Raw genomic sequence first — 23,109 nt, 5'->3', positions numbered from 1 at the left:
TTGCCGCATCTAAATAATTGACATGAGCATGCGGAATGTGTATTGCATTGGTGAACTTCTAATTGACTTTGTAGCAGAAAAACAAGGCAACAACCTTTCAAAAGCAATGGAATTTACCAAAAAAGCAGGCGGGGCACCGGCAAATGTAGCTTGTGCCATTGCCAAATTGGGTGGTAAAAGCAAGTTTGTTGGCTGCGTGGGTAACGATCCTTTTGGAGACTTTTTACTTGATGTTTTAGAGGAAAATAAAGTCGATATTTCATTAGCTCAGCGGTCTAAAACCTTTACAACACTTGCATTTGTTTCTTTGGCAGAAGATGGTGAGCGTGATTTTGTGTTTAGTAGAGGTGCTGATAGAGAACTGGTGTATGATTCGTCTTTAAAAAACGATTTTAAAGATAGCATAGTTCATCTAGGGGCCGCAACAGCTTTACTGGGCGGTGACTTAGAAAAAGCATACGGGCGTTACTTTTTCGATGCGCTTACCCAAGGTACGTTTATTAGTTTTGATCCCAACTTTCGGGGTGATCTGTGGCGCGATGAAGAGGAATCGTTTGTAAAAAAGTGTATGCCATTTGTTGAAAAAGCACATTTGTGCAAGTTCAGTCAAGAAGAGGCAGCACTGCTTTCAGGAAAGTCAGATCTTTATGAGGCCAGTGATTTTCTTCATGAGGTAGGTGCAAAAATCATTGCCATTACGCTCGGTGGCGAAGGTACTTTTGTCAGTACTCCCGAATTCAAAGAAACTGTCGCAAGTATTGCCGTAAAACCCGTAGATACGACAGGGGCAGGCGATGCATTTATCGGTTGTTTGTTGCAGCAAATAGCTAGTCTTCAAAACCCATACGAAATATTGGAAAACACAGATCTTTTGGTGAAAATGGTCGGAAATGCCAATAAAGCAGGGGCAATAACCACCACAAATTACGGAGCTATCCCTTCATTACCATCACGAGAAGCTGTTTTCGATTCTTCCGAACCTCACCTTTAATTATATTTTACCTTTCTCAAAATGCGCAATGACTCTTTAAGGGTTTGATAAATCGTTTTATCCTGCTTTTTAAGAAGTGTTCTCGCATTTTCCATTTGCTCTTTAGCATCTTCGAATCCATTCAAATAACAGATTAAATACGTATCTGGAAGGTGTTTCAAATCGGCAAGTTCAGATCTATTCAGCGCGATTTTTTTCTCCAATTTTCGCAATAGTGCGTTGTTCGAATTCAATATATGATGTAATGTTTTCTTATCGTATTGAGGTGGTTCAAAAATCAAATCACTTTGAATTTGATAGGTGCCATTATCAGAAAAAGTAATGACCACTTTTTCCAATGGATAGTATTTCTGCTTACCCCCTAAACCCAGTTGTACATATTCTTTTGTTGTAAAGGAATGTTCATCATAACATATAGTAACTTCATCTAAGGCAGAATAAAACAGCTTGACCTGCTCATTGATCAACTCAATATCAACTCTAGAAAAATAGATATCACCCTTAACCTTCTTTTGATTTCCAGCCCAGCAAACCACAAACTGCTCTTTAAAGACTTTATAACTACTCTCTAAATCTCGATGCCTGTTATTAATAAAGTCAATTACGCCATCTAATGTCAATTGAATATTGTTTCGGGCGTGGAGTTCTATCGTGGCAACGGCATCACTATTAATATCCTTCAGTTCGATATCATAGGCCTTTGGCATACTAATGCTTCCTTCACGAAAGAAAACCATGCCTCCGTAGTATTTCCAAATATTCTTGCGCAGAGCGCATACTTTTCCATTAGACTTAATCGTAACCAACCCGACTACTCTACCCTCCGCAAGATGCGGAAATGGAATGTTTTCGTACGAAATCAAAGGGGCATTTTCCAAATACGCATTTACGAGGTTTTGAATCTTACTATCATCAAAAAAGTCAACTCCTACAATTTTGTTATCCTCATCTTCAACACCAACAACTATGAAAGAGTTGTTTTTCGGATTGCTGTTCGCCAAGGCGCAAACATGTTTCAAAAACTTGGCTTTACCCTCTTTTTGCCCAATGGCTATAAAACGCTTTTTGTCATAAAAACTGTTCTCGTCATTGTGCGCGAGCAGGTTTTTGACCAAAAGGCGTTTATTTATCATAGTTTTTTATTGATTATTGTAGATGATGCCTGAGCCGTTGGCATAACCACCAAATCTGCGATATTTACATGCCGGCGCCGGGTAACCACAAAATGAATAATATCGGCTATATCTTCTGCTAGCAAGGCTTGAAAACCTTTGTAAACGGTATCGGCTCGCGCTTCATCGCCTTTAAAACGAACATTGCTAAACTCCGTTTCAACTAAACCCGGATTAACCGCACCTACCCGAATTCCATGGGCATTCAAATCGATACGCATACCCTGGTTTATGGCATCTACCGCATGTTTACTAGCGCAGTACACATTCCCCCTAGGATATACTTCCTTACCTGCAGTGGATCCAATATTGATAATGTGTCCAGCTTTTTTTGACACCATTTGTGGAATAATAGCTTTTGAAATATATAGCAATCCCTTCACATTGATGTCTAGCATGGCGTCCCAATCTTCTAGGTTTCCTTCATCAATAGTATCTAGACCATGGGCGTTTCCGGCATTGTTAATCAGAATATCAATATTTGAAAATTCATCAGGTAAAGAATCTATGGCATTTGCAACCGCCGCTTTATCTCTAACGTCAAAATTCAGAGTGTAGATTTTTGTTTTCGCACCAAGTGTAATACGAAGTTCATCTAACCGTTTCTGCCTTCTTCCACAGAGAATTAAATGCATGCCGTGCTCAGCAAATAGTTCTGCCGTAGCCTTTCCAATTCCACTTGTAGCTCCTGTTATTAATGCTGTTTTATTCATCTTGTTAAATTTCTATTATGGAACTTCATGCCCTGTACTTGCTTCTAATAATACAAACCAATCTTCCAATTCTAAGTCTATCTTGGTGGCTTCCATCGATGCGCTTAAGCGTTTTCTTGATGATGTGCCCACTACTGGATATACCTTCGCCGGATGTTTTAATACCCAAGCCAAAAGTAACTGATCAGAAGTAGCATTATATTTTATAAGCATCGGTTCCATAGCTTGTTGAATACGCTTGGTTTGCGATGTATCTTCTCGAAAATAAGATCCCAGCGGACTCCATGACATTGCCATTCGATCTCTTGCCGAGCAATCATCTAAAGAACCATCATACATAACCTGATTTGCGGTCAAGGAAAACTCCACTTGATTTCCAGCAACAGGAACAGCGGCCTCTAGGAATGCTATTTGTGCAGGACTAAAGTTGGATACTCCAAACGATTTGATTTTACCCCCCTCCAAAAGCGTTGAAATAGCTTCAGCGATAGGTTCAGCTTGCATCAATGGACTTGGCCTATGTAGTAGAAAAAGATCTATATAGTCTGTTTTTAGGTTTTTTAGCGATTGTTCTGCTGACCAGACTATATATTCCTTAGAATAGTCATAATGCTTTACCCTATTTGATCTGGACTCATCCACCATTTGAATACCACATTTTGTGATCAACTGAATCTCATCTCTGTTTACTTCACTTTCGACATAAGCTTTACCAAAAGCTGCTTCGGTTGAATATCCCCCATAAATATCGGCATGGTCAAAGGTAGTAATACCCTCCTGCACACAATAGCGCATAAGCGCTGTCATTTCTTGGCGTGAAAAATTCTTCCCCCAGCTACCCCAAGTCATTGTACCAGCGATAATCTTTGAAAATTTTTTTTTGTTTTGCATAGGTTGGTGAAATTAAAAAATAATTATGTCAATTTTAGGTAGGAATTCATTGATTTCAAGCTTCCTGATTTTTTCCTATCTTTCGCCAGAACGGTTAAAGACAAATCTATTCTTGAATGGTTAAAAAAGCAAAGTTGAATCAACAGCATGTTTGTCAATTTGGAAAGTATATTTTAAACGTTATTGATGGTCATCATGAGTGCCCACCTGAAGGATAAGGTCGGGCAGGTAGTCGATGGGCTAGAAATCACTTAAAAACTTCATAAAAATAGGGCCTTGAACAATTTTTTAACCAATCGTTAACAGCTACTCAGTGAATAAATTTTCAATTTGCACCACCATTAATATATAAACCAACCAGTACCGAAATTTTAAAAGAATATATGGAAGAAAATACTACTGTTGACATTAGTGCAGTAAACGAAAAAATAGAGCAAGAAAGCGCTTTTATCGATTTATTGATGCTAGAGATAAACAAGGTTATTGTAGGCCAAAAACATATGGTCGAACGATTGCTTATCGGGCTCTTGGGTCAAGGACATATCCTATTGGAAGGCGTGCCTGGTCTTGCAAAAACGTTAGCAATCAACACGCTTTCAAAAGCAGTGAAAGGTGACTTCAGCCGTATTCAATTTACGCCTGATCTTTTACCGGCTGATGTTGTAGGTACGATGATATACAATATGAAAGTCAATGACTTTTCTATTAAAAAAGGACCTATTTTTGCCAACTTTGTTTTAGCTGATGAGATTAACCGTGCCCCTGCTAAAGTACAATCTGCTTTGCTTGAAGCGATGCAGGAAAAGCAAGTTACCATTGGTGATGAAACTTTTATTTTAGATAGGCCGTTTTTAGTTATGGCAACGCAAAACCCTGTAGAACAAGAGGGCACCTATCCATTGCCAGAAGCACAAGTAGACCGATTCATGCTAAAAACTGTTATTGATTACCCTAAAATGAATGAAGAGCAGTTAATTATGCGACAAAACCTTTTGGGAAACTATGATGAGGTAAAGCCGGTGGTAACCTTGAAGCAAATTCTTAGTGCGCAACAGGCCGTCCGCGACGTATACATGGATGAAAAAATAGAAAAATACATATTGGACTTGATTTTCGCCACCCGTTATCCTGAAAAGTATAATCTTGAACATCTAAAGCCGCTAATTAGTTTTGGAGCTTCCCCACGTGGAAGTATTAATCTAGGTACAGCTGCCAAGTGTTATGCGTTTATCAAAAGAAGAGGTTATGTTGTACCTGAAGATGTTCGTGCTGTTGTGCATGATGTGCTGCGACATAGAATAGGTATAACCTATGAAGCGGAGGCGGAAAATATCACTTCAGAAGAGATTATCAACAAGATAGTAAACGAGATCGAAGTACCTTAAAAAGGTTCGAGGTTTAAGGTTAGAAGGTTCAAGGTTAATCCTCTGAATTTTGAGCTTTACACTTTAAATACCCATGGATACCAAAGAATTACTTAAGAAAGTTCGTAAAATCGAGATAAAGACGCGCCGTCTTTCCGACCATATTTTTGGTGGGGAGTACCACTCTACTTTTAAGGGCCGTGGAATGACTTTTAGTGAGGTTCGGCAGTATCAGTTTGGTGATGACGTGCGCAGTATCGATTGGAATGTTACTGCACGCTATAATGAACCTTTTGTAAAAGTTTTTGAAGAAGAACGCGAACTCACCATGATGTTGATGGTTGATGTTAGTGGTTCAGAACTCTTCGGAACTTCCAATCAGTTCAAAAAAGAAATCATTACGGAGATATCTGCTACTTTGGCTTTTTCAGCACTTCAAAATAACGATAAAGCGGGGCTAATTCTATTCTCTGATGAGGTAGAACTTTTCATTCCACCGAAAAAGGGAAAAAGTCATGTGCTGCGCATAATTCGTGAACTATTGGAATTTAAACCAAAAAGCAACAAAACCGATATCGCAGGTGCCTTGAAGTATCTGACCAACGTGATGAAGAAGAAGGCAATTGTATTCGTCCTTTCTGATTTTATTGCCGAAGATTATGAGCGTACGATGAAAATAATTGGTAATAAACACGATGTTACCGGTATTCGTGTTTACGACGAACGTGAAGAATCAATCCCCAACTTAGGAGTGGTTCAAATGCAGGATTTTGAAACGGGAACGATTCAACTCGTAAACACAAAATCTAAAAGGGTTAGAAATGCTTACGCCAAATACCATCGCGAGAGAGTTGATTATTTCAAAGAAACTTTTACCAAATCGGGTTCTGGCGTTCTTGATTGCCGTGTAGATGAAAGTTATGTGAGAAAGTTACTGGGTTACTTTAAGCGAAGAGGATAATAATGATAGTTAAGACTTATGCATTAAGAGTTACGAGTGACACGCTAAGGAAGCGTGTTTTTCTGTTGCTCTTACTTTGTTTTGCTTTCGTAGGATATGCCCAAACCTCCCCTACGGTTACTTCTGAAGTCGACACCACATTTATCAAAATCGGTGAGCAAATTATATGGACAGTTACCGTAGATGTTGATACTACTGCCAATGTAATATTTCCTGAGGGCCAGACGTTTTCCCCCTTGGAAACCGTTGAGTCATTCAAGACAGACACCACACGAAAAAAAGACCGGCTACTGCTAGAAAAATCATACGCGCTTACACAGTTTGATTCGGGTTCTTACAAATTACCGAAACAGTTTATTGACATTAACGGGCAAGGTTTTTATACAGATTCATTGCGAATCGATGTGGCAACGGTTGCTGTTGACACTATCAACCAAAAAATGTACGACATCAAAGATTTGATTTCCGTAGAAAAAAGCCACTCGGGCTGGTGGAAAATAGTGCTTGGGGTGTTGTTGGCACTAGCGGTTTTAGGAGGATTGCTGTATTGGTTCGTATTACGCAAAAAACCCTTAACGGAAGAAGAGAAAGAGGCCTTACTTGCTCCATATGACCGTGCTTTACTAGAGTTGAAAAAACTTGAAAATTCCAAATACCTCATTCAAGACGAATACAAAAAATACTATTCCGAATTAACCGATATTGTGCGTTCCTATTTGGAAGAAGATGTTCATGTTTCCGCTCTGGAAAGCACTACTGATCAGTTGATCGATAAGTTAGAATTAATGACCGATTCTGGAGAATTGGAGCTTGATAAAGACACGATTTCCCAATTCAAAAGAATTTTGCAAACTGCCGATTTGGTAAAATTCGCCAAATCAAAACCAGAGACTTCGGTGGCCGAACAGGACCGAAAATCGATAGAACAAATCGTTGTAAAAACACATGATGCGCTGCCCGAGCCCACAGAAGAGGAGCTAATGCAGCAAGCTGAATATCTTGAAGAATTAGAACGCAAAAAACAGAAAAAACGAATCGTTATTGCGGCCGTAAGCTTGGCCGGGTTCTTATTGATATCGGCCGTTGCAGCAACTGCTTATTATGGTTTTCAATATACCAAGGACACCATTTTCGGTCACCCTACCAAAGCACTTTTAGAAGGCGAATGGGTAAGAAGTTCATACGGTTACCCGCCTATTATTTTAGAAACACCCCAAGTTTTGGTCCGTCAAGAATTCAAACTTCCGCCCGAAGCGCAAGCCAATATCAAAGAGCTACAAATGTTTACTTATCGAAGCTCTGAAGGGCTTTTTACCATAGCCTCATCTTCAACTACCCTAGCGAACCCTGAGCAAGAACCTGAATTTGAACAATCCATTGAGGCTGGCATCAAGCAATTTGAGCAGAAGGGGGCAAAAAACATTATCACTAAGCAAGAAGAATTTACAACCATCTCTGGCGTCTCAGGAATTAAGGTATTCGGAAGTGGTAAGTTCGCGGTTCCGGAATCTGATGAACTTGTTCGCGGAAAATATACCTTTATTATGTTTGGTGGTAAAGGTTTTCAACAACAAGTAATTCTTTCGTGGTTGGAAGATGATACTTATGCCCAAGAAATAGTTGACCGAATTTTAACAAGCCTCGAAGTTAAAACAGATGTATAATGTTTAGAGATATCCAATTTGCGAATCCAGATTTTTTTTGGTTGCTATTCCTGCTTCCGATGGCCGCACTATGGTATTTTTTTAAACGCAAAGAGCAAATTCCGTCTCTTAAAATATCAAGTATTAAAGGCTTCTCTTCGCAAGGATTTCTTCCAAGACTAAAACCACTTTTATTCCTATTACGCTTGTTTGCATTGGGCGCTATAATTGTCGCCATGGCTAGACCACAAACCAAAGATGTATCTACAAGAACCAAAACCACCAAAGGAATAGATATTGTTATGGCTATTGATGTATCATCGAGTATGTTGGCCCGCGATTTGAAACCAAACCGCTTGTCGGCCTTGAAAAAGGTAGCCGCAGATTTTATTAGAAAACGTCCAAATGACAGAATCGGATTGGTCGCTTATGCAGGTGAGGGTTATACAAAAACTCCGATTACAAGCGATAAATCAATTGTTTTAAGCGCATTAAGAGAAATTACATACGGGCAATTGAATGACGGTACGGCCATCGGAATGGGCCTAGCTACTTCTGTAAACCGCCTTAAAGAAAGCAAGGCTATTAGTAAGATTATCATTTTATTAACGGACGGAGTCAACAATTCTGGCTTTATTGAACCCCAAACGGCAGCAGATCTAGCGATTGAATTCGATATTAAGACCTACACCATAGGTCTTGGAACTAATGGAAATGCACTATCTCCCGTCGCTTACAATGCAGATGGGTCGTTTAGATATGGCATGCGCCAAGTGGAAATTGATGAAGTTTTGTTGCAAGATATTGCGAAAGTAACAGGAGGAAAATATTTTAGGGCAACCAACAATGAAAAGCTCGAAGAGATTTATGACGAAATCAACAAATTGGAGAAAACAGAAATCGAGGAGTTCAGATACACCAGATACGAAGAAAAATTTCGGCCCTGGGTACTTTTAGCAGGGGCATTTTTGATCTTAGAATGGATCTTAAGGAGTACGTTGTTCCGAAGTTTTATATAGATTATGATTCAGTTAGACGAGAAAATATATTTTTATTTACTGGGCATCATTCCTGTATTGATGGTCCTTTTCATACTGCTACAAATCTGGAAAAAGCGGACTCAGAAAAAGTTTGCCAATCTTTCGTTGCTAAAGCAACTTACCCCTGATAAATCAGATTATAAAGCCAGTTTAAAGTTGATTTTATTACTGTTCGGGCTGGCATTTTTAACACTCGGATTGGTCAACCCTAAAATTGGCACAAAATTAGAGACGGTAAAACGGGAAGGTGTTGATATCGTTTTTGCGGTTGATGTTTCTAAAAGTATGCTAGCGGAGGACATTGCGCCCAACCGCCTAGAAAAGTCAAAACGACTGGTTTCAGAAATTATTAACCAATTGGCGAGTGATCGCATTGGAATCATCGCCTATGCCGGACAGGCTTTTCCGCAACTTCCCATCACTACCGACTATGGGGCGGCGAAGATGTTCTTGCAAAGTATGAATACCGACATGCTAACCTCACAAGGAACAGCTATCGATCAAGCTATTGAATTGGCAACTACTTACTATGACGATGAAGATCAAACAAACCGAGTATTGTTCATTATATCAGATGGGGAAGACCATTCTGAAGGAAATACTTTAAAAGCTGTTGAAGCTGCCAGAGAGGAAGGAATTAGAATCTTCACCATTGGTGTGGGAAAGGAGAAAGGAGCCCCTATCCCCATAAAAAGAAAAGGGGTTGTTGAAAGTTTGAAAAAAGATGCACAGGGAGAAGTCGTCATTACCAAGTTGAATGAGGAGGTTCTTCGAGATATTGCTGACGATGGAGACGGAGAATATATTGATGGCACGAATACCGACGATGCTGTAGAATATATCAAAGAACAGCTCAATCAAATGGATAAAACAGAATTCGAGGCCAAACAATTTGCAGAGTATAAAGACCAGTTTCAGTGGTTTTTGGGCGGAGGCCTATTATTGCTATTTTTAGACGTCTTTGTTTTAGATAGAAAAACGCAATGGTTGCGAAAGTTGAATTTGTTTAACGAAAAAAGAAGTTGATTACATAGAGAAAGGAACAGGGGAAAAAGAGAAAAGATGAAATACGTTGCTGCAAAAGCCTGTTTTTCTTTACGCTATTCCATTCATTTTCTTCTTTGAAAAACATGTCACATATGAAAAAGGTAGTCATAGCATATATTTTCCTATTTCTAGGATGCCTTACCTATGCCCAAGATGAGGAAAAAGAAAAGACCAAGGCTTTAGAAGCTTCCACAAATCTAACTTGGGATGCCAATAAATCGCTATCTGAATCGAAGTTTATAGATGCCGAAGTAGATTATAGAAAGGCAATTGCCAAAAGTGATGAGAATGTGGCAGCCCCTTACAATTTAGGTAACGCATATTATAATAAAGAAACTTATAGCGAGGCTTTTGGACGTTTTAAGGAAGCAGGCGAAACAGCAACCGATAAAAACAGTAAACACAAAGCCTACCATAACATGGGTAATGTTTTTATGAAGCGCAAAGAATATGAAAAAGCAGTCGAAGCCTATAAAGAAGCACTGCGCAATGACCCAACTGATGAGGAAACGCGGTACAATCTGGCATTGGCAAAAGAGCTATTGAAAAAACAACAAGACGAGCAGAAGAACGACAAAAACGACGAGAATAAAGACAGCAAAGACCAAGATAAGAAGGAGAACGAGAATAAAGACAAAAACGAGGGCGACGACGATAATAAAGACAATAAGGATCAAGACGAGAAGGACCAAGGCGATAAAGGTGATGAAGAGAAAGAGGATAACAAGGAAGGTGAGGGCGATCAAAAAGAAAAAGAAGAAAAGAAGCCTGAAGATCAAAAAGAAGGAGAACAAAAACAGCCTAGACCCAATCAACTATCGAAACAGCAAATTCAAAATTTGCTAGAAGCCATGCAGAACGAGGAAAAAAAAGTACAGCAGAAAATTGACGCCCAAAAAGTTAAAGGGGTTAAAGTCAAAAACGAAAAAGATTGGTAATACCCATGATGCTTAAAAAATACATACTAATAACACCCTTGTTGTTGCTCGCTTTTTTATCAAAAGCGCAAGACGCAGAAGAGGTGACTTTTGAAATGTTGGTAAGCAAAGAAAAATTAGGTATCAATGAACGGCTCCGCGTTGATTTCACCATGAACAAAGATGGTGACGATTTTAACCCCCCAGATTTTTCAGGTTTTCGAGTTTTAATGGGCCCTTCACAATCGATTAGTTCTTCTTGGGTAAACGGAGTACGTAGTTATTCTAAGACCTATTCCTATACATTAGCTCCTACGGCCCGCGGTAAATTTACCCTTAAGCAAGCATCTATTGTAATCGCTGGAAAAACCTATAAGTCGCTTGCAAAACAAATTGAAGTTACTGCTGCTGTTGATAAGCCCAACAGCCAGAAAACGGTTGATGATGTTGCTGATGAGAGCCTACATTTGGTAGCAGAAGTTTCCAAGACTAACCCTTATATGAATGAGGCTATTAGTGTGGTTTATAAGCTTTATGTGAGTCCGTCTATAAGTGTATCCAATTATCGCCCTTTAGACAATCCGAAATACAATAATTTCTGGAGTCAAGATATTCCCGTTTCGGTCAGAAATGCCAAAAATGGCACCTACAAGGGCAAGCAATATCGCTATGTCATTTTAAAGCGGGTTGTGCTCTATCCTCAGAAATCTGGAAAACTAGATATCGAGCCACTTTCATTGGATGTTACGGTTGATGTTCCTACCAGTAAACGTGATTTTTTCGGTGGTCGAATTTATTCTCAAACCAATAAAACTGTATCCGCAGGAAAACGAACCATTAACGTAAAAAGTTTGCCGATTCAAGGAAAGCCAGCAGATTTCAGCGGTGCTGTCGGAAATTTTGATTTTTCGGTAACGGCTAGCAAAACCAGTTTGAATGCTTCTGAATCGTTGCAAGCAAGAGTCGAAGTTAGTGGAAAGGGGAATTTGAAATTGTTCCAGTTGCCTGAGCCAAACCTTCCTGGTTCGTTGGAAGTTTATGAACCGGAGTTCGATGAAAAAGTAAGGACTACCTTATCAGGAATGCAAGGGAAAGTGGCCAATAGCTATACCATAGTTCCGTCGTTTCGTGGAAAATATCCAATTCAACCTATTTCTTTTAGTTATTTCGATCCTAAGGAAGGTAGTTATAAAACACTCTCTTCCGATGAAATTCTTATCAACGTTCTAGAAGGACCAACCAGTGCAGATGGAAGAAGTACAAGCTCTCCCTTAGGAAATCGACAAACCGTAATAGCCACTGGCGACCAGTTCAACTTCATTAAATTAAAACCTAATTTAACCAACATTGGCACTAGGTATTTTCTAGGCTCTACGCGTTTTTATCTTTGGTTGTTATTGCCCTTGCTTTTAATTCCTTCGGCCATCATTTTTGGAAAAAAACGCGATGCGATAGCCAGCGATGTTGCAGGAAATAAAATTAGAAGAGCCAATAAATTAGCCAGAAAATATCTCTCAGCCTCCAAAAAGGCTTTGGGCAACAAAGAAGCGTTTTACATTGCCTTGGAAAAAGGTTTACACAACTATTTAAAGGCAAAATTGAAAATAGAAACCTCGGAATTCAGTAAAGACAAAATTGCCACCTTACTAATTGAAAAACAGGTAGACGAAGGCACCAAAGACGGATTTGTTGCTCTACTTAAAAATTGTGAAATGGCGCGTTACAGTCCGTTTTCAGATGTTCAAATGCAACAAGATTATGACAAAGCCAGTGAAGTAATTTCGTATTTAGACAAACAATTGTAAAAAGAGAATCAAGAAAATAGCGTCTAGATGTTAGACTTAAACATGAAAAAAATTGCATTTCTATTCGCATTGCTAGTGGGGTTCACAATCTCAGCCCAAAACGACGCTTTGTTTAGCAGGGCTACAGATGCTTATAACGAAGGTGATTACAACAAAGCAATAGAAAACTACCTTGAGATTATAGCATCAGGGCAGCACTCTGCAGCGCTATACTTTAATTTGGGTAATTCGTATTATAAATTAAATCAAGTAGCGCCGAGCATTTACTATTATGAAAAAGCGCTTTTACTAAAACCAAATGATGCTGAAATAAAAAACAACTTGGCGTACGCTCAAAATATGACCTTAGATGCAATTGAGACCATGCCAGAAACGGGTTTATCGAAGATTTACAAAGACATAACGGGTTTCTTGTCTTTTGACCAATGGGGGTATGCGGCAGTTGCATTTATGATACTGTTTGTCGTACTGTACATCTGCTTCTATTACTTGAAATTTGCGACACATAAACGAGTTGCCTTTATTGTAAGTATGATATCAATACTTTTGGCCGTGATTTCGGTTGTTTTTGCTTTTCTACAATATGCTGACTTCAAGGCAGATCAGCCAGCTATCGTCTTTGACAATGAAGTGAAAGTTACTTCGGAGCCCAATGAGAGAAGCCAAGCTGTTTTTACTTTACACGAGGGTACAAAGCTTAAGGTATTGGAAGAGCTGAAAGACTACAAAAAAATTCGTATCGCAGACGGACAAACGGGTTGGTTGACCTCAGAAAGCATAAAACTGTTGAAAGATTTTTAAAACTTCATTAACAGAAATATGATATTTTTAACATTATATTCGCGTTTCATTTCATAATACTTATGAAGTCATCAGTCCTCATCATTTTAGCAACCTTATTAGCAACGGCTATTTTGGCCCCGTCGGTTATTACGCTGGCAAATATTGAAGAGCAAGTGATTTCAATAGATTTAAATGAGGAGGAAAAAAATGAAGAAAAAAAGGAAGCGAAAGAAAAAGACTTTTTTCTCGACTTTAACCGCATTTATGTGGCGCAGCTTGAAGGGGGAAAAGCCTTGACTTCATGTTTTCATATCGAAAGCGATTACAGCGCTTCGATAGCTGTTTTACTCCCGCCTCCTGAACTTATTTTCTAGTTACCTTCCATTCCCATATTTAATTAACTAATCGATCTTCAATATTGAAGACCTAACAACAATTGTTTTATGTTCAAATATTTAAAAAGCGACTTGCCTGCAAGTATCGTTGTGTTTTTTGTTGCTTTACCCCTGTGTTTGGGTATAGCGCTCGCGAGTGGAGCCCCCTTATTTTCAGGATTAATAGCAGGTATTGTAGGCGGCATATTCGTGGGAGCAATAAGTGGATCACATATTGGGGTTAGTGGCCCTGCAGCTGGTCTTGCAGCTATTGTTTTGGCCGCAATTGACCAACTTGGTTTTCAGATATTTCTTTCAGCCGTAGTAATCGGTGGGGTAATTCAAATCATCTTTGGTATTGCTCGACTGGGAATCATCGGATATTATTTTCCAAGTTCGGTCATACGTGGTATGCTTACCGGTATTGGTATCATTATAATTTTAAAGCAGATACCCCACTTTTTAGGAGATGATGAAGATCCGGAAGGAGATTTTGCCTTCTTTCAAATTGATGGTGAAAATACATTTTCTGAAATCGTAAATGCAATTGGAGATCCGAGTTTAGGTCCCACCATTATTGGTTTTATCGCATTGGCAATATTAATCCTCTGGGGTAATGTACTATCTAAAAAAGGGAAATTCTTTGAGTTAGTTCAAGGACCATTGGTAGCTGTTGTCATTGGTATCGTTTACTACCTGACCACCCAAGGCACAGATTATGGAATAGCAGAACAGCATTTAGTGTCTTTAAGCGAAGATAGGTCTACTTCTGGTTTGCTAACACAATTTGTAACTCCAGATTGGAGTCAGGCATTTACCACACCCGTCTTAATTACCGCTTTTACTATTGCCCTAGTTGCAAGTCTTGAAACACTGCTCTGTGTTGAGGCTACAGATAAACTAGATCCAGATAAACGTGTTACTCCAACCAACAGGGAATTGCTTGCACAAGGCGCTGGAAACGTAATCTCAGGTTTTATTGGTGGCTTACCTATTACACAAGTTATTGTGCGTTCGTCTGCAAATGTGCAATCGGGTGGTAAGACCAAAATCTCAGCAATAGTTCATGGTTTTTTACTAGTAGCTTCGGTAGCAGCAATTCCGTTTCTGCTACAAATGATTCCACTTTCTGTGCTAGCTGCGGTACTCTTTATAGTTGGATACAAACTAGCTAAACCGTCTACCTTTAAAGCGATGTATGATGGTGGCTGGACACAATTTGTACCGTATATGGTAACTGTATTAGGCATCGTGCTTACCGATCTACTAAAAGGTCTCGCCCTTGGTTTGATTGTAGGAATCGTAATTGTACTCTATAAAAGCTATAAAAACTCCCATTTTCTTCACAAGGAGAATGATGATCCTACAGACGGAAAAGTAAAAATGACCTTGGCAGAAGAAGTAACCTTCATCAACAAAGGCGCCATTTTAAAAGAGCTTGATGCCCTTCCTGAAAATTCTTATTTAGAGTTAGACGTGCGCAAAACACGTTATTTAGACTATGATATTATTGAAATTCTTGAAGACTTTGCACATAAAGCCAAACAACGAAATATCGATATCAAATTGATTTCGGAAAGAGGGGTAATTGAAAACCCTCCGAGCTATATTGAGTTTTTCAAACTCCGCCCAAAATTAAACTAGTGGGTATTCAAACACTTAAATTTTTGACCTAAAACCTTATATTATATGAAAGCACTTACGAAAGAAACTCAGGCTGCAATTACGCCTGACAAAGCCATTCAACTTTTGAAAGAGGGAAACCAAAGGTTCGTAGAGAACAACAAAGCCTCTCGTGATTTGTTAGATCAAGTTAAGGATACCGCCTCTGGGCAGTTTCCCTTTGCTACAGTGCTAAGCTGTATCGATTCAAGAGTATCTGCAGAACTTGTTTTTGACCAAGGTGTTGGCGATATTTTTAGCGCGAGAGTGGCTGGCAATATTGTAAACGAAGACCTTCTAGGAAGTGTCGAATTTGCCTGTAAATTAGCCGGAACCAAGGTCTTTGTAATACTAGGCCACACGGCATGTGGTGCAGTCAAAGGCGCCTGTGACGATGCCAAAATGGGGAATTTAACCACCTTATTGCATAAAATTAAGCCTGCGGTAAGAGCAACAGCTGAACCTTCAGACCCCAGTCAGAGAAATTCTAAAAACACCGATTTTGTGAATGAGGTTGTACATAAGAATGTGCTTTTGACCATTGAAGACACTCGGAGTCTAAGCCCTGTATTAAAGGAGATGGAAGACAAAGGTGAAATCAAAATAGTGGGAGCTATTTATGATATCAGCAACGGTAAAGTCAATTTTTTATAGGCTGTACCGGCAACCGTACTGAAAAGCCAATGCTATCGCGTTGGCTTTTTCTTTTATTAAAATATAGTACCTTTCAATGAATCAAAAATACACTTAAATACTACCTATGAAAAATCTCTTTTCTAACCTTCGTGGTGACCTCTTTGGCGGTATTACAGCCGGTATCGTCGCATTACCATTAGCACTTGCCTTTGGAGTAAGTTCAGGACTCGGACCTAGTGCAGGGTTATATGGAGCAATTTTTATTAGTTTTTTCGCGGCTCTTTTTGGAGGAACCCCCACCCAAATCTCTGGCCCCACGGCACCCATGACAGCCGTAAGTATGGTGGTCATTGCCGGAATTATTGCGGCTAATGACGGAAGTGTGGCGCAAGCCCTCCCTACAATTTTAATCGTTTTTCTTGTAGCAGGGTTGATACAAATTGTGCTAGGTCTAACAGGTATTGGTATGTATATAAAATATATACCCTATCCGGTAGTTTCAGGATTCATGACAGCAATTGGTATTATCATTTTAGTAACTCAATTACTTCCGGCAATTGGTTATTATCCGAAAGAGGATGCCGAATATGTCGCTCAATTTCAACCAGAAGCACAAGAAGTAATTCTAAAAAATATTTTGAAAGAAGAGGTAGGTGACGATGTATTGGGTATTCAAGATTTTATCGGCACCGTTGATAGGCAAAATGAAATCGACGTACAACGTCTGACTAAAGAAGCAAGAACCCTAGCACAAAAAGAGGCTTCGGGCGTCATAGGTACCATTAAAATACTACCACGAGCCTTAAAAAATATACAATGGCTTGAACTCCTTCTTGCACTGGCAACCATTATCATAATATATGGCTTCAAGCGCATTACAACCACAATACCAAGCACACTCGTGGGCTTATTGTTGGTGTCAGGGGTGGCCTATGCGTTTAATCTTAACTATAAATCTATCGAAGAAATTCCTTCAAGCTTTCCCACCCCCAACTTCGACATGTTTACCCAAATCGATCTCAATTCAATTTCGCCTTATTTGGTAGCTGCTTTAGCACTTGCACTTCTAGGGTCTATAGATTCCTTGTTGACATCGGTCATTGCCGATAACATGACCAAAACAAAACACAAACCAAACAAAGAATTAATAGGGCAAGGTATTGGAAACAGTATTGCGGCTATTTTCGGTGGAATTCCCGGAGCGGGCGCCACTATTCGAACGGTAGTGAACATTAACGCCGGTGGTAAAACAAAGTTATCTGGCATGATTGCGAGTATTATTCTACTTATTGTTATGCTTTCGTTGGCCCCAGTCGCTTCACAAATTCCTGCTGCTGTGTTAGCTGGTATTTTAATAACCGTTGGTATTGGCGTTATGGATTACAAAGGCCTTAAAGCGATACCAAATATGCCTAAAGATGTCAAAATAGGCCCCATTCGATTAAGCTCAGAGGTTATTATTATGCTTGTCGTTCTCGTATTATCATCGGTATGGGATTTGGTTTATGCGGTTGGCGTAGGATTAGTTATTGCCTCCTTGATGTTTATGAAAAAAATGGGTGATCTTACCGCAAAACGTTCTGATGTCAAGTCTTTGGCCGAAGAGGAAGCTTGGGACGATGAAATGGCGTTTCCCGAAAATCTTCGTGATCAAGTGTTCATTAAACACCTTAAAGGGCCTTTGTTTTTTGGTTCTACCACTGAATTTCAGGCTTTGGCTGATCAAATACCCGACAATGCAGATGCTGCTATTATTCGCTTGGGGCGAACACCATATATGGACCAATCAGGGCTATATGCTATGGAGGAAGTTCTGCATGAGTTGACACAAAATAAAGTAACGGTCTTATTCGTAGACGTTTTGAAGCAACCCCGATATATGATGGAACGTATTGATATTATTCCCGATTTGATTCCTGAAGAACATATTTTCAAAAACTTTGGCGATTGCCTAAAATGGGTCAAGGAAAATGTGAAAGACGTCGTTTAACTATAGTGACTAGCCAATAGAGCCGCAGTCTAAAATTTGGAAATGCGGTTTTTTATGAGCTTCCAATCACATACTCCCTATAAAGTTTTAAATTTGTCGCTTTAGTTGATTCCTATGATCGATAAGATAAAAGAACATATTGCCGAAGTTGAACAGTTTACAGCAGATTCACCAGAAGCCGTGGAGGCATTTCGCGTGAAATATTTAAGTAAGAAAGGTTTAATGGGGAAGTTTGCCAGCGAGCTGCGCAATGTTCCAAACGAGCAAAAAAGAGAGTTTGGTCAAACCGTGAACAAGCTAAAAACGGTTGCCACTGAAAAAGTAGCTGCTTTAAAAGCTTCCTTGGAAAACGCCTCAGAGGAAAAGGGAATCTATGATGACCTAACACGACCTGGTGAACCTATCGAGCTTGGTGCGAGACACCCCATTTCAATTGTGAAAAATCAAATCACTGAGATATTTTCAAGAATTGGTTTCAACGTTTCCGAAGGGCCTGAAATCGAAGATGATTGGCATAACTTTACGGCCCTAAATTTACCAGAGTACCACCCTGCGCGCGATATGCAGGATACATTTTTCATTCAAACCAATCCGGATATCTTATTGCGAACACATACTTCATCGGTTCAGGTACGATACATGGAAAATAACAAGCCTCCGATTCGAACGATTTCTCCGGGGAGGGTATATCGGAATGAGGCCATTTCGGCGCGTTCACATTGTTTCTTTCATCAGGTGGAAGGCCTATATATCGATAAGAATGTTTCCTTTGCCGATTTAAAACAGACGTTGCAATTCTTCACAACGGAGCTATTTGGGAAGTCTAAAATACGCCTACGACCCTCGTATTTTCCGTTTACCGAACCTAGTGCTGAAGTCGATGTGTATTGGGGCCTAGAAACCGAAACTGATTATCGAATGACCAAAGGAACCGGTTGGCTCGAAATTATGGGTTGCGGTATGGTAGACCCCAATGTGCTTACGAATTGCGGTATTGATCCTGAAGCATATTCCGGTTTTGCCTTTGGTATGGGAATTGATCGTATTGCGCTGCTCTTGCATCAAATCTCTGATATTCGCTTGTTAAGTGAAAATGACGTTCGCTTTTTGGAACAATTCAGAAGCGCTCTATAAACTTCCTGTGAAAAAAGACATTGAAATCCCAATCGCCAAAGACGTATATGTCGCTGCCATTCATGAATGGAACGATGAATTTTTATCTAAAGACTGGAACGCTTATATCATAAACAATAGAACCACGCAAATTGACATGGTCTTGATTGTATCAAAGGGATATGATGGCGAAAGAAAAACTTCGTTAATGCGGCATGGCATCGGAGTGGTTGATGCCAAATCGTTCGCAAAAATAGAATTGATCCAAGAAGATGTACTTGCCCTGAATAATGAGTTCTTTGTCACCTATTATGCCGACAACAAAATTTATGAAAGACGTTTTCTGTTTGAAAAGAATACGGTAAATGAAAGTAATCTTTTAGAAATTCCACTAATTGAAAAAGAAGGAATTTTTGCTAAATAATCAGCGTAAGGGAAACCCTTTTGCCGCCCACCAAGGGTGTATTTCAATCTCAAGTCTACCCGCCTTTACCATTGGATCTGAATTAGCCAAACTGTCTGCAATTTCCAATGTAGGTGTGTTGTATATCGTAATTCCACGAATGTCACCATCATCTCCAAAAGGTCCTGAAATATCGGCATAGCCCTCATCATACATTTTTCCCAAATGTGCCATGTGTAGCGCTTGCAGGCTATCAGCCTCTTCTTTGTTTTGTGAACGATTCGGCCCTTTTTTTAGGAACGCTATAAAATACTGTTGCATTAAAACGGTGTCTTTCGTTTTCTCATCGACATAATCAAAGATTTCAAAACCTTTTGCCGTCAACTCTTCCTTGAGTTTTTTAACGGTTTTCACTTCTTCATGAAGTATATCAGTTATCACTTCCTTCTGCTTTTCGCCTTCTTGACAGCAGGTCAAGACAAGAGCAACAATAATAATAATGCTATTTCTTTTCATAGTTTACCAGTTTTTATAGGGTTGCTTGCTAAGTTGTGAATTGTAATATTTGATGTTTCCCGTAACTTCTTTACCAAGCCAATCAGGTTTTAGGAAGGTTTCCTTCTCAGAAGACAGCTCGATTTCGGCCACGCATAATCCCTTATTAACTCCATGGAATTCATCTACTTCAAATGTATGCTTCCCCACAGGAATTTCATATCTCATTTTTTCTAAAACCGCTTCTTCGCATAAGTCTAAAAGCGATTCCGCATCAAGCACATCAATCTGTTTCTCCCATTCGAATCTAGTAGTGCCAGATAGGTTTGATTTCCCCTTTACGGTTAAGAATCCTAAGTCTCCCTTAACGCGAATGCGAACTGTGCGTTCAGGATGGGTATTGAGAAACCCTTGAACTATTTTTGTTATAGAAGTTGCTTCCTTTTTGAAAGCATCTGATAACACCAAGAATTTCCGTTCAATTTCTACCAATTTTGACAAGTTTTAAACTTAAAGCATTTTAATACCTCTAACAAGTTATAGTAAATTTACAATATGGAGCCCATTTCCACATTGCGAAAAATCATTCATGTTGACATGGATGCTTTCTATGCTTCTGTAGAACAACTTGACAATCCTGATCTTAGGGGCAAACCTATTGCGGTTGGTGGAAGTTCTCAACGAGGTGTGGTGTCAGCAGCAAGTTATGAGGCTCGTAAATACGGTGTTCGAAGTGCCATGAGCAGTGTTATTGCCAAACGCAACTGTCCTGAGTTGATTTTTGTAAAGGCGCGTTTTGATCGTTATAAGGAAATCTCAAAAGCAATCCGGAAAATCTTTTATGACTATACCGATCTTGTTGAACCCCTTTCCTTAGACGAAGCTTATTTAGACGTTACCATTAACAAAAAAGGAAATCCGTCGGCAACATTGATAGCTCAAGAAATCAGGGCGCGTATATTTAATGAATTGCATCTAACCGCTTCAGCAGGAATTTCAATTAACAAGTTTATTGCCAAGGTTGCCAGCGATTACAACAAACCCAATGGTCAGAAAACCGTAAACCCTGAAGAAGTTATTCAATTTTTGGAAGATTTGGAAATTCGAAAATTCTATGGTGTCGGAAAGGTAACTGCCGAGAAAATGTATAAGCTGGGAATTTTTACCGGGAAAGACCTCAAAACAAAGTCACTCGAATTTCTTGATGAAAAATTCGGCAAGAGCGGAAGTTATTACTACCATGTTGTGCGGGGCATACACAATAGCGAGGTAAAACCGCACCGAATTCCGAAATCTGTAGGCGCAGAGCGCACATTCAGCGAGAACCTTAGTAGTGAGATTTTTATGCTAGAACGCTTAGATCATATAGCCCAAGAGTTAGAACGGCGCCTTAAAAAGTCTAAAATCGCTGGGAAAACCATTACTTTAAAAATTAAATTCAGCGACTTCACGCTGCAAACAAGAAGCAAAACGCTTCCCTATTTCATATCTGACAAAGGTTTGATACTTGAAACAGCCAAAAATTTGTTGTATCAACAAAATCTTGAAAACTCAGTTCGTTTGTTGGGTATTTCTTTAGCCAATCTCAATACCGACCTAAAAAAAACTGTTGAAGAGGAAAAAGAGGTTTTAGTTCAGTTAAAGTTTGATTTTTAGCTCTGAAGCCTCGCCAAACCTAAGATTTGCTTCATAAATGGGCATAAATACCGCTATGCATTTCATCGAATAAATTTATTATTGGCAATAATCTTAACATTTGGCGGTTTTAGATAGACAATTTTTAATAACCTAAATCATAAAACCATGAAAATTTCATTCAGCAAACCAAAAATGTTAGCTTTAGTAGCCGTTTCTTTATTCGCTGTTTCTTGCAGTGTTAAAGGCGAAATCGAAGATCTTGTAGAAGAAATAGAAGAGACAACGGAGACTACAGCTGTTAGCGAGTAAGCACTAGTTGTTTTAACATATAAAAAAACCCGAGCAAAAGCTCGGGTTTTTTTATGCCTTTGATTAACACTAATTCACTATTAAGGTATTATCTGTTGCTGTAGGGTTCAATGGACAGAAATACACATAGGTTCCCTTTACTAATTTTGTCGGTTTAGAAGTTTGTGTTTTTCCTGTTCCAACAACTTCGGTTACATAGGCCGTTTGAATATGATTTTCCGACTTGCTGATATCCTTTCCTTTGGGTACCAAAACAAAGCCTACATCATGACCTACGGCATTGTTCGTAATTTCAAAAACATAAGTACCCTCTGCAACCGTGATTTGCTTTTGTGTAAACTCACCTGGAGTTTGCTCTAAAGAAATTGTGCTTGCCATTTCGTTCATTTTGTCCTTTTTCATCATCTTGTCTTGTGCATTCATTGAAAATACTAGACCGAACACTAATGCTACTACTGTGATTATTTTTTTCATACTAATTGATTTTATACTCCCGCTTCGCGGAAAATTTGTTCTTATTCTATTTTTTTGACCATCCCATCTATTGGGGATGGTCTTAGTTGTTATATGGTACTATATTGTTGCTACTTCTAAAGGTTGTGCAACTGGAAAATCTACTGGAACGTTTGTTGTCTTATGTAGGTAATTGGATATGGTTTTATCACCTACTAAAACTATAGTATCGATTAGGTTTTCCTTCGTCCACCCTTCATTAAAGAAGTTTTCAACAACCCTATCATCAGCTGCTCCTCTATTCTCTGTTAGGTTTTTTGCTAGGCTCGCTAGTGCATTTAACTTTGAATCGAAAGATGCCTGCCCACTTCTTAATTCTAAAATTTGTCCTTCTGTAAATCCGTTCATTTTTCCAATGGCGGTATGGGCTGATAAACAATAGATACAATTATTTACCTCACTAACGGCAAGGTTCACTACTTCCTTTTGTTTCGCATTCAAAGACGTTTTTGCATTGCTAAGATTGAGATAATTCTCTAATGCATTTTCAGAATGGGCGTAGGTCGCAAATAAATTTGGAACAAAGCCCACAGCTTTTTCTAGACTATCGAAAATCGATTGATTTTTTTCGCTTACTTCTTCTCTTTTAGGTACATTAAATGTGCTCATGTTTAAATCTGTTATATATTAATATTAGTTGCTTTCTAAA

General features: G+C 39.1%; 24 protein-coding genes. 17 read left to right on the top strand and 7 right to left on the bottom strand.

The genetic code is table 11. The annotated features are described in order from the left end of the window. The first annotated feature begins 22 nt into the window (after window positions 1-22). Window positions 23-991 (top strand): carbohydrate kinase, encoded by a 969-nt coding sequence (locus tag ABJN95_RS06685; RefSeq protein ID WP_348369520.1) that lies wholly within the window; start codon window positions 23-25, stop codon window positions 989-991. Here the strand turns inward: ABJN95_RS06685 and ABJN95_RS06680 are convergent. Genes ABJN95_RS06680 through ABJN95_RS06670 form a run of 3 tightly spaced genes read right to left on the bottom strand, consistent with a single transcriptional unit; the run spans window position 988 to window position 3,767 of the window. Further along, entirely contained in the window at window positions 988-2,124 is a 1,137-nt protein-coding gene (locus ABJN95_RS06680) for an ATP-binding protein (RefSeq protein ID WP_348369519.1), read from the bottom strand. The two genes, ABJN95_RS06685 and ABJN95_RS06680, sit on opposite strands and share 4 nt — an antisense overlap. Continuing rightward, window positions 2,121-2,876 (bottom strand): SDR family NAD(P)-dependent oxidoreductase, encoded by a 756-nt coding sequence (locus tag ABJN95_RS06675; protein WP_348369517.1) that lies wholly within the window; start codon window positions 2,874-2,876, stop codon window positions 2,121-2,123. The genes ABJN95_RS06680 and ABJN95_RS06675 overlap by 4 nt, the downstream gene beginning before the upstream one ends. Before the next feature lie 15 nt (window positions 2,877-2,891). Continuing rightward, window positions 2,892-3,767 carry an aldo/keto reductase gene (locus ABJN95_RS06670; RefSeq protein WP_348369515.1) on the bottom strand — a complete coding sequence of 292 codons (876 nt, stop codon included), beginning with the start codon at window positions 3,765-3,767 and terminating at the stop codon, window positions 2,892-2,894. A 383-nt stretch (window positions 3,768-4,150) separates the two neighbouring features. Between ABJN95_RS06670 and ABJN95_RS06665 the strand changes: the two genes are divergently transcribed. The 14 genes from ABJN95_RS06665 (at window position 4,151) to ABJN95_RS06600 (ending at window position 19,526) form a co-directional block, all read left to right on the top strand. After that, window positions 4,151-5,152 carry a MoxR family ATPase gene (locus ABJN95_RS06665; protein ID WP_348369513.1) on the top strand — a complete coding sequence of 334 codons (1,002 nt, stop codon included), beginning with the start codon at window positions 4,151-4,153 and terminating at the stop codon, window positions 5,150-5,152. A gap of 73 nt (window positions 5,153-5,225) precedes the next feature. After that, a complete protein-coding gene (locus ABJN95_RS06660) occupies window positions 5,226-6,092 on the top strand; it encodes a DUF58 domain-containing protein (RefSeq protein ID WP_348369512.1) in 867 nt (288 codons plus the stop codon). A 2-nt stretch (window positions 6,093-6,094) separates the two neighbouring features. Further along, window positions 6,095-7,756, top strand: a complete 1,662-nt coding sequence (locus ABJN95_RS06655) for a hypothetical protein (RefSeq protein ID WP_348369510.1) — start codon at window positions 6,095-6,097, stop codon at window positions 7,754-7,756. Further along, a complete protein-coding gene (locus tag ABJN95_RS06650; protein WP_348369508.1) occupies window positions 7,756-8,754 on the top strand; it encodes a VWA domain-containing protein in 999 nt (332 codons plus the stop codon). The genes ABJN95_RS06655 and ABJN95_RS06650 overlap by 1 nt, the downstream gene beginning before the upstream one ends. 3 nt (window positions 8,755-8,757) lie before the next feature. After that, window positions 8,758-9,801 carry a VWA domain-containing protein gene (locus ABJN95_RS06645; protein WP_348369506.1) on the top strand — a complete coding sequence of 348 codons (1,044 nt, stop codon included), beginning with the start codon at window positions 8,758-8,760 and terminating at the stop codon, window positions 9,799-9,801. 113 nt (window positions 9,802-9,914) lie between these two features. Then, complete coding sequence (locus tag ABJN95_RS06640; RefSeq protein WP_348369505.1) at window positions 9,915-10,760, top strand: tetratricopeptide repeat protein; 846 nt, start codon at window positions 9,915-9,917, stop codon at window positions 10,758-10,760. A 5-nt stretch (window positions 10,761-10,765) separates the two neighbouring features. Next, the gene (locus tag ABJN95_RS06635; protein ID WP_348369503.1) at window positions 10,766-12,544 is read left to right on the top strand and encodes a BatD family protein; all 1,779 of its coding nucleotides are present in this window, start codon (window positions 10,766-10,768) and stop codon (window positions 12,542-12,544) included. A gap of 42 nt (window positions 12,545-12,586) precedes the next feature. Continuing rightward, window positions 12,587-13,345, top strand: a complete 759-nt coding sequence (locus ABJN95_RS06630; RefSeq protein ID WP_348369501.1) for a tetratricopeptide repeat protein — start codon at window positions 12,587-12,589, stop codon at window positions 13,343-13,345. 62 nt (window positions 13,346-13,407) lie between these two features. Next, window positions 13,408-13,701, top strand: coding sequence for a hypothetical protein (locus tag ABJN95_RS06625; protein ID WP_348369499.1), 294 nt, complete (start codon window positions 13,408-13,410; stop codon window positions 13,699-13,701). 69 nt (window positions 13,702-13,770) lie between these two features. Beyond that, the gene (locus tag ABJN95_RS06620) at window positions 13,771-15,345 is read left to right on the top strand and encodes a SulP family inorganic anion transporter (RefSeq protein ID WP_348369497.1); all 1,575 of its coding nucleotides are present in this window, start codon (window positions 13,771-13,773) and stop codon (window positions 15,343-15,345) included. A gap of 45 nt (window positions 15,346-15,390) precedes the next feature. Further along, the gene (locus ABJN95_RS06615; protein WP_348369495.1) at window positions 15,391-16,017 is read left to right on the top strand and encodes a carbonic anhydrase family protein; all 627 of its coding nucleotides are present in this window, start codon (window positions 15,391-15,393) and stop codon (window positions 16,015-16,017) included. A gap of 106 nt (window positions 16,018-16,123) precedes the next feature. Beyond that, window positions 16,124-17,989: a SulP family inorganic anion transporter gene (locus tag ABJN95_RS06610; RefSeq protein ID WP_348369493.1), complete on the top strand. Its 1,866-nt coding sequence runs from the start codon at window positions 16,124-16,126 to the stop codon at window positions 17,987-17,989. A 114-nt stretch (window positions 17,990-18,103) separates the two neighbouring features. Next, a complete protein-coding gene (locus ABJN95_RS06605) occupies window positions 18,104-19,123 on the top strand; it encodes a phenylalanine--tRNA ligase subunit alpha (RefSeq protein ID WP_348369491.1) in 1,020 nt (339 codons plus the stop codon). A gap of 7 nt (window positions 19,124-19,130) precedes the next feature. Continuing rightward, window positions 19,131-19,526 carry a hypothetical protein gene (locus ABJN95_RS06600; protein ID WP_348369489.1) on the top strand — a complete coding sequence of 132 codons (396 nt, stop codon included), beginning with the start codon at window positions 19,131-19,133 and terminating at the stop codon, window positions 19,524-19,526. Here ABJN95_RS06600 and ABJN95_RS06595 read toward each other — a convergent pair whose 3' ends face one another. Together ABJN95_RS06595 and ABJN95_RS06590 are read right to left on the bottom strand one after the other, a co-directional pair. Then, window positions 19,527-20,021, bottom strand: coding sequence for a YciI family protein (locus ABJN95_RS06595; protein WP_348369487.1), 495 nt, complete (start codon window positions 20,019-20,021; stop codon window positions 19,527-19,529). Between the two features lie 3 nt (window positions 20,022-20,024). Next, on the bottom strand, window positions 20,025-20,492 hold the full coding sequence (locus ABJN95_RS06590) for a CYTH domain-containing protein (RefSeq protein WP_348370074.1): 468 nt from the start codon (window positions 20,490-20,492) through the stop codon (window positions 20,025-20,027). A gap of 63 nt (window positions 20,493-20,555) precedes the next feature. Between ABJN95_RS06590 and dinB the strand changes: the two genes are divergently transcribed. Together dinB and ABJN95_RS06580 are read left to right on the top strand one after the other, a co-directional pair. Beyond that, window positions 20,556-21,656 carry a DNA polymerase IV gene (gene dinB / locus ABJN95_RS06585; RefSeq protein ID WP_348369485.1) on the top strand — a complete coding sequence of 367 codons (1,101 nt, stop codon included), beginning with the start codon at window positions 20,556-20,558 and terminating at the stop codon, window positions 21,654-21,656. Between the two features lie 147 nt (window positions 21,657-21,803). Next, the gene (locus ABJN95_RS06580; protein WP_348369483.1) at window positions 21,804-21,947 is read left to right on the top strand and encodes a hypothetical protein; all 144 of its coding nucleotides are present in this window, start codon (window positions 21,804-21,806) and stop codon (window positions 21,945-21,947) included. 69 nt (window positions 21,948-22,016) lie between these two features. Here ABJN95_RS06580 and ABJN95_RS06575 read toward each other — a convergent pair whose 3' ends face one another. After that, a complete protein-coding gene (locus ABJN95_RS06575; protein ID WP_348369482.1) occupies window positions 22,017-22,421 on the bottom strand; it encodes a plastocyanin/azurin family copper-binding protein in 405 nt (134 codons plus the stop codon). Window positions 22,422-22,520: 99 nt separating this feature from the next. Then, the gene (locus ABJN95_RS06570; protein ID WP_348369480.1) at window positions 22,521-23,069 is read right to left on the bottom strand and encodes a carboxymuconolactone decarboxylase family protein; all 549 of its coding nucleotides are present in this window, start codon (window positions 23,067-23,069) and stop codon (window positions 22,521-22,523) included. Between the last annotated feature and the right edge of the window lie 40 nt (window positions 23,070-23,109).

It is taken from the genome of Maribacter sp., assembly GCF_039974175.1.
Taxonomy (GTDB): Bacteria; Bacteroidota; Bacteroidia; order Flavobacteriales; family Flavobacteriaceae; genus Maribacter_C.
This window is presented reverse-complemented; position numbering and strand designations above follow the sequence as displayed.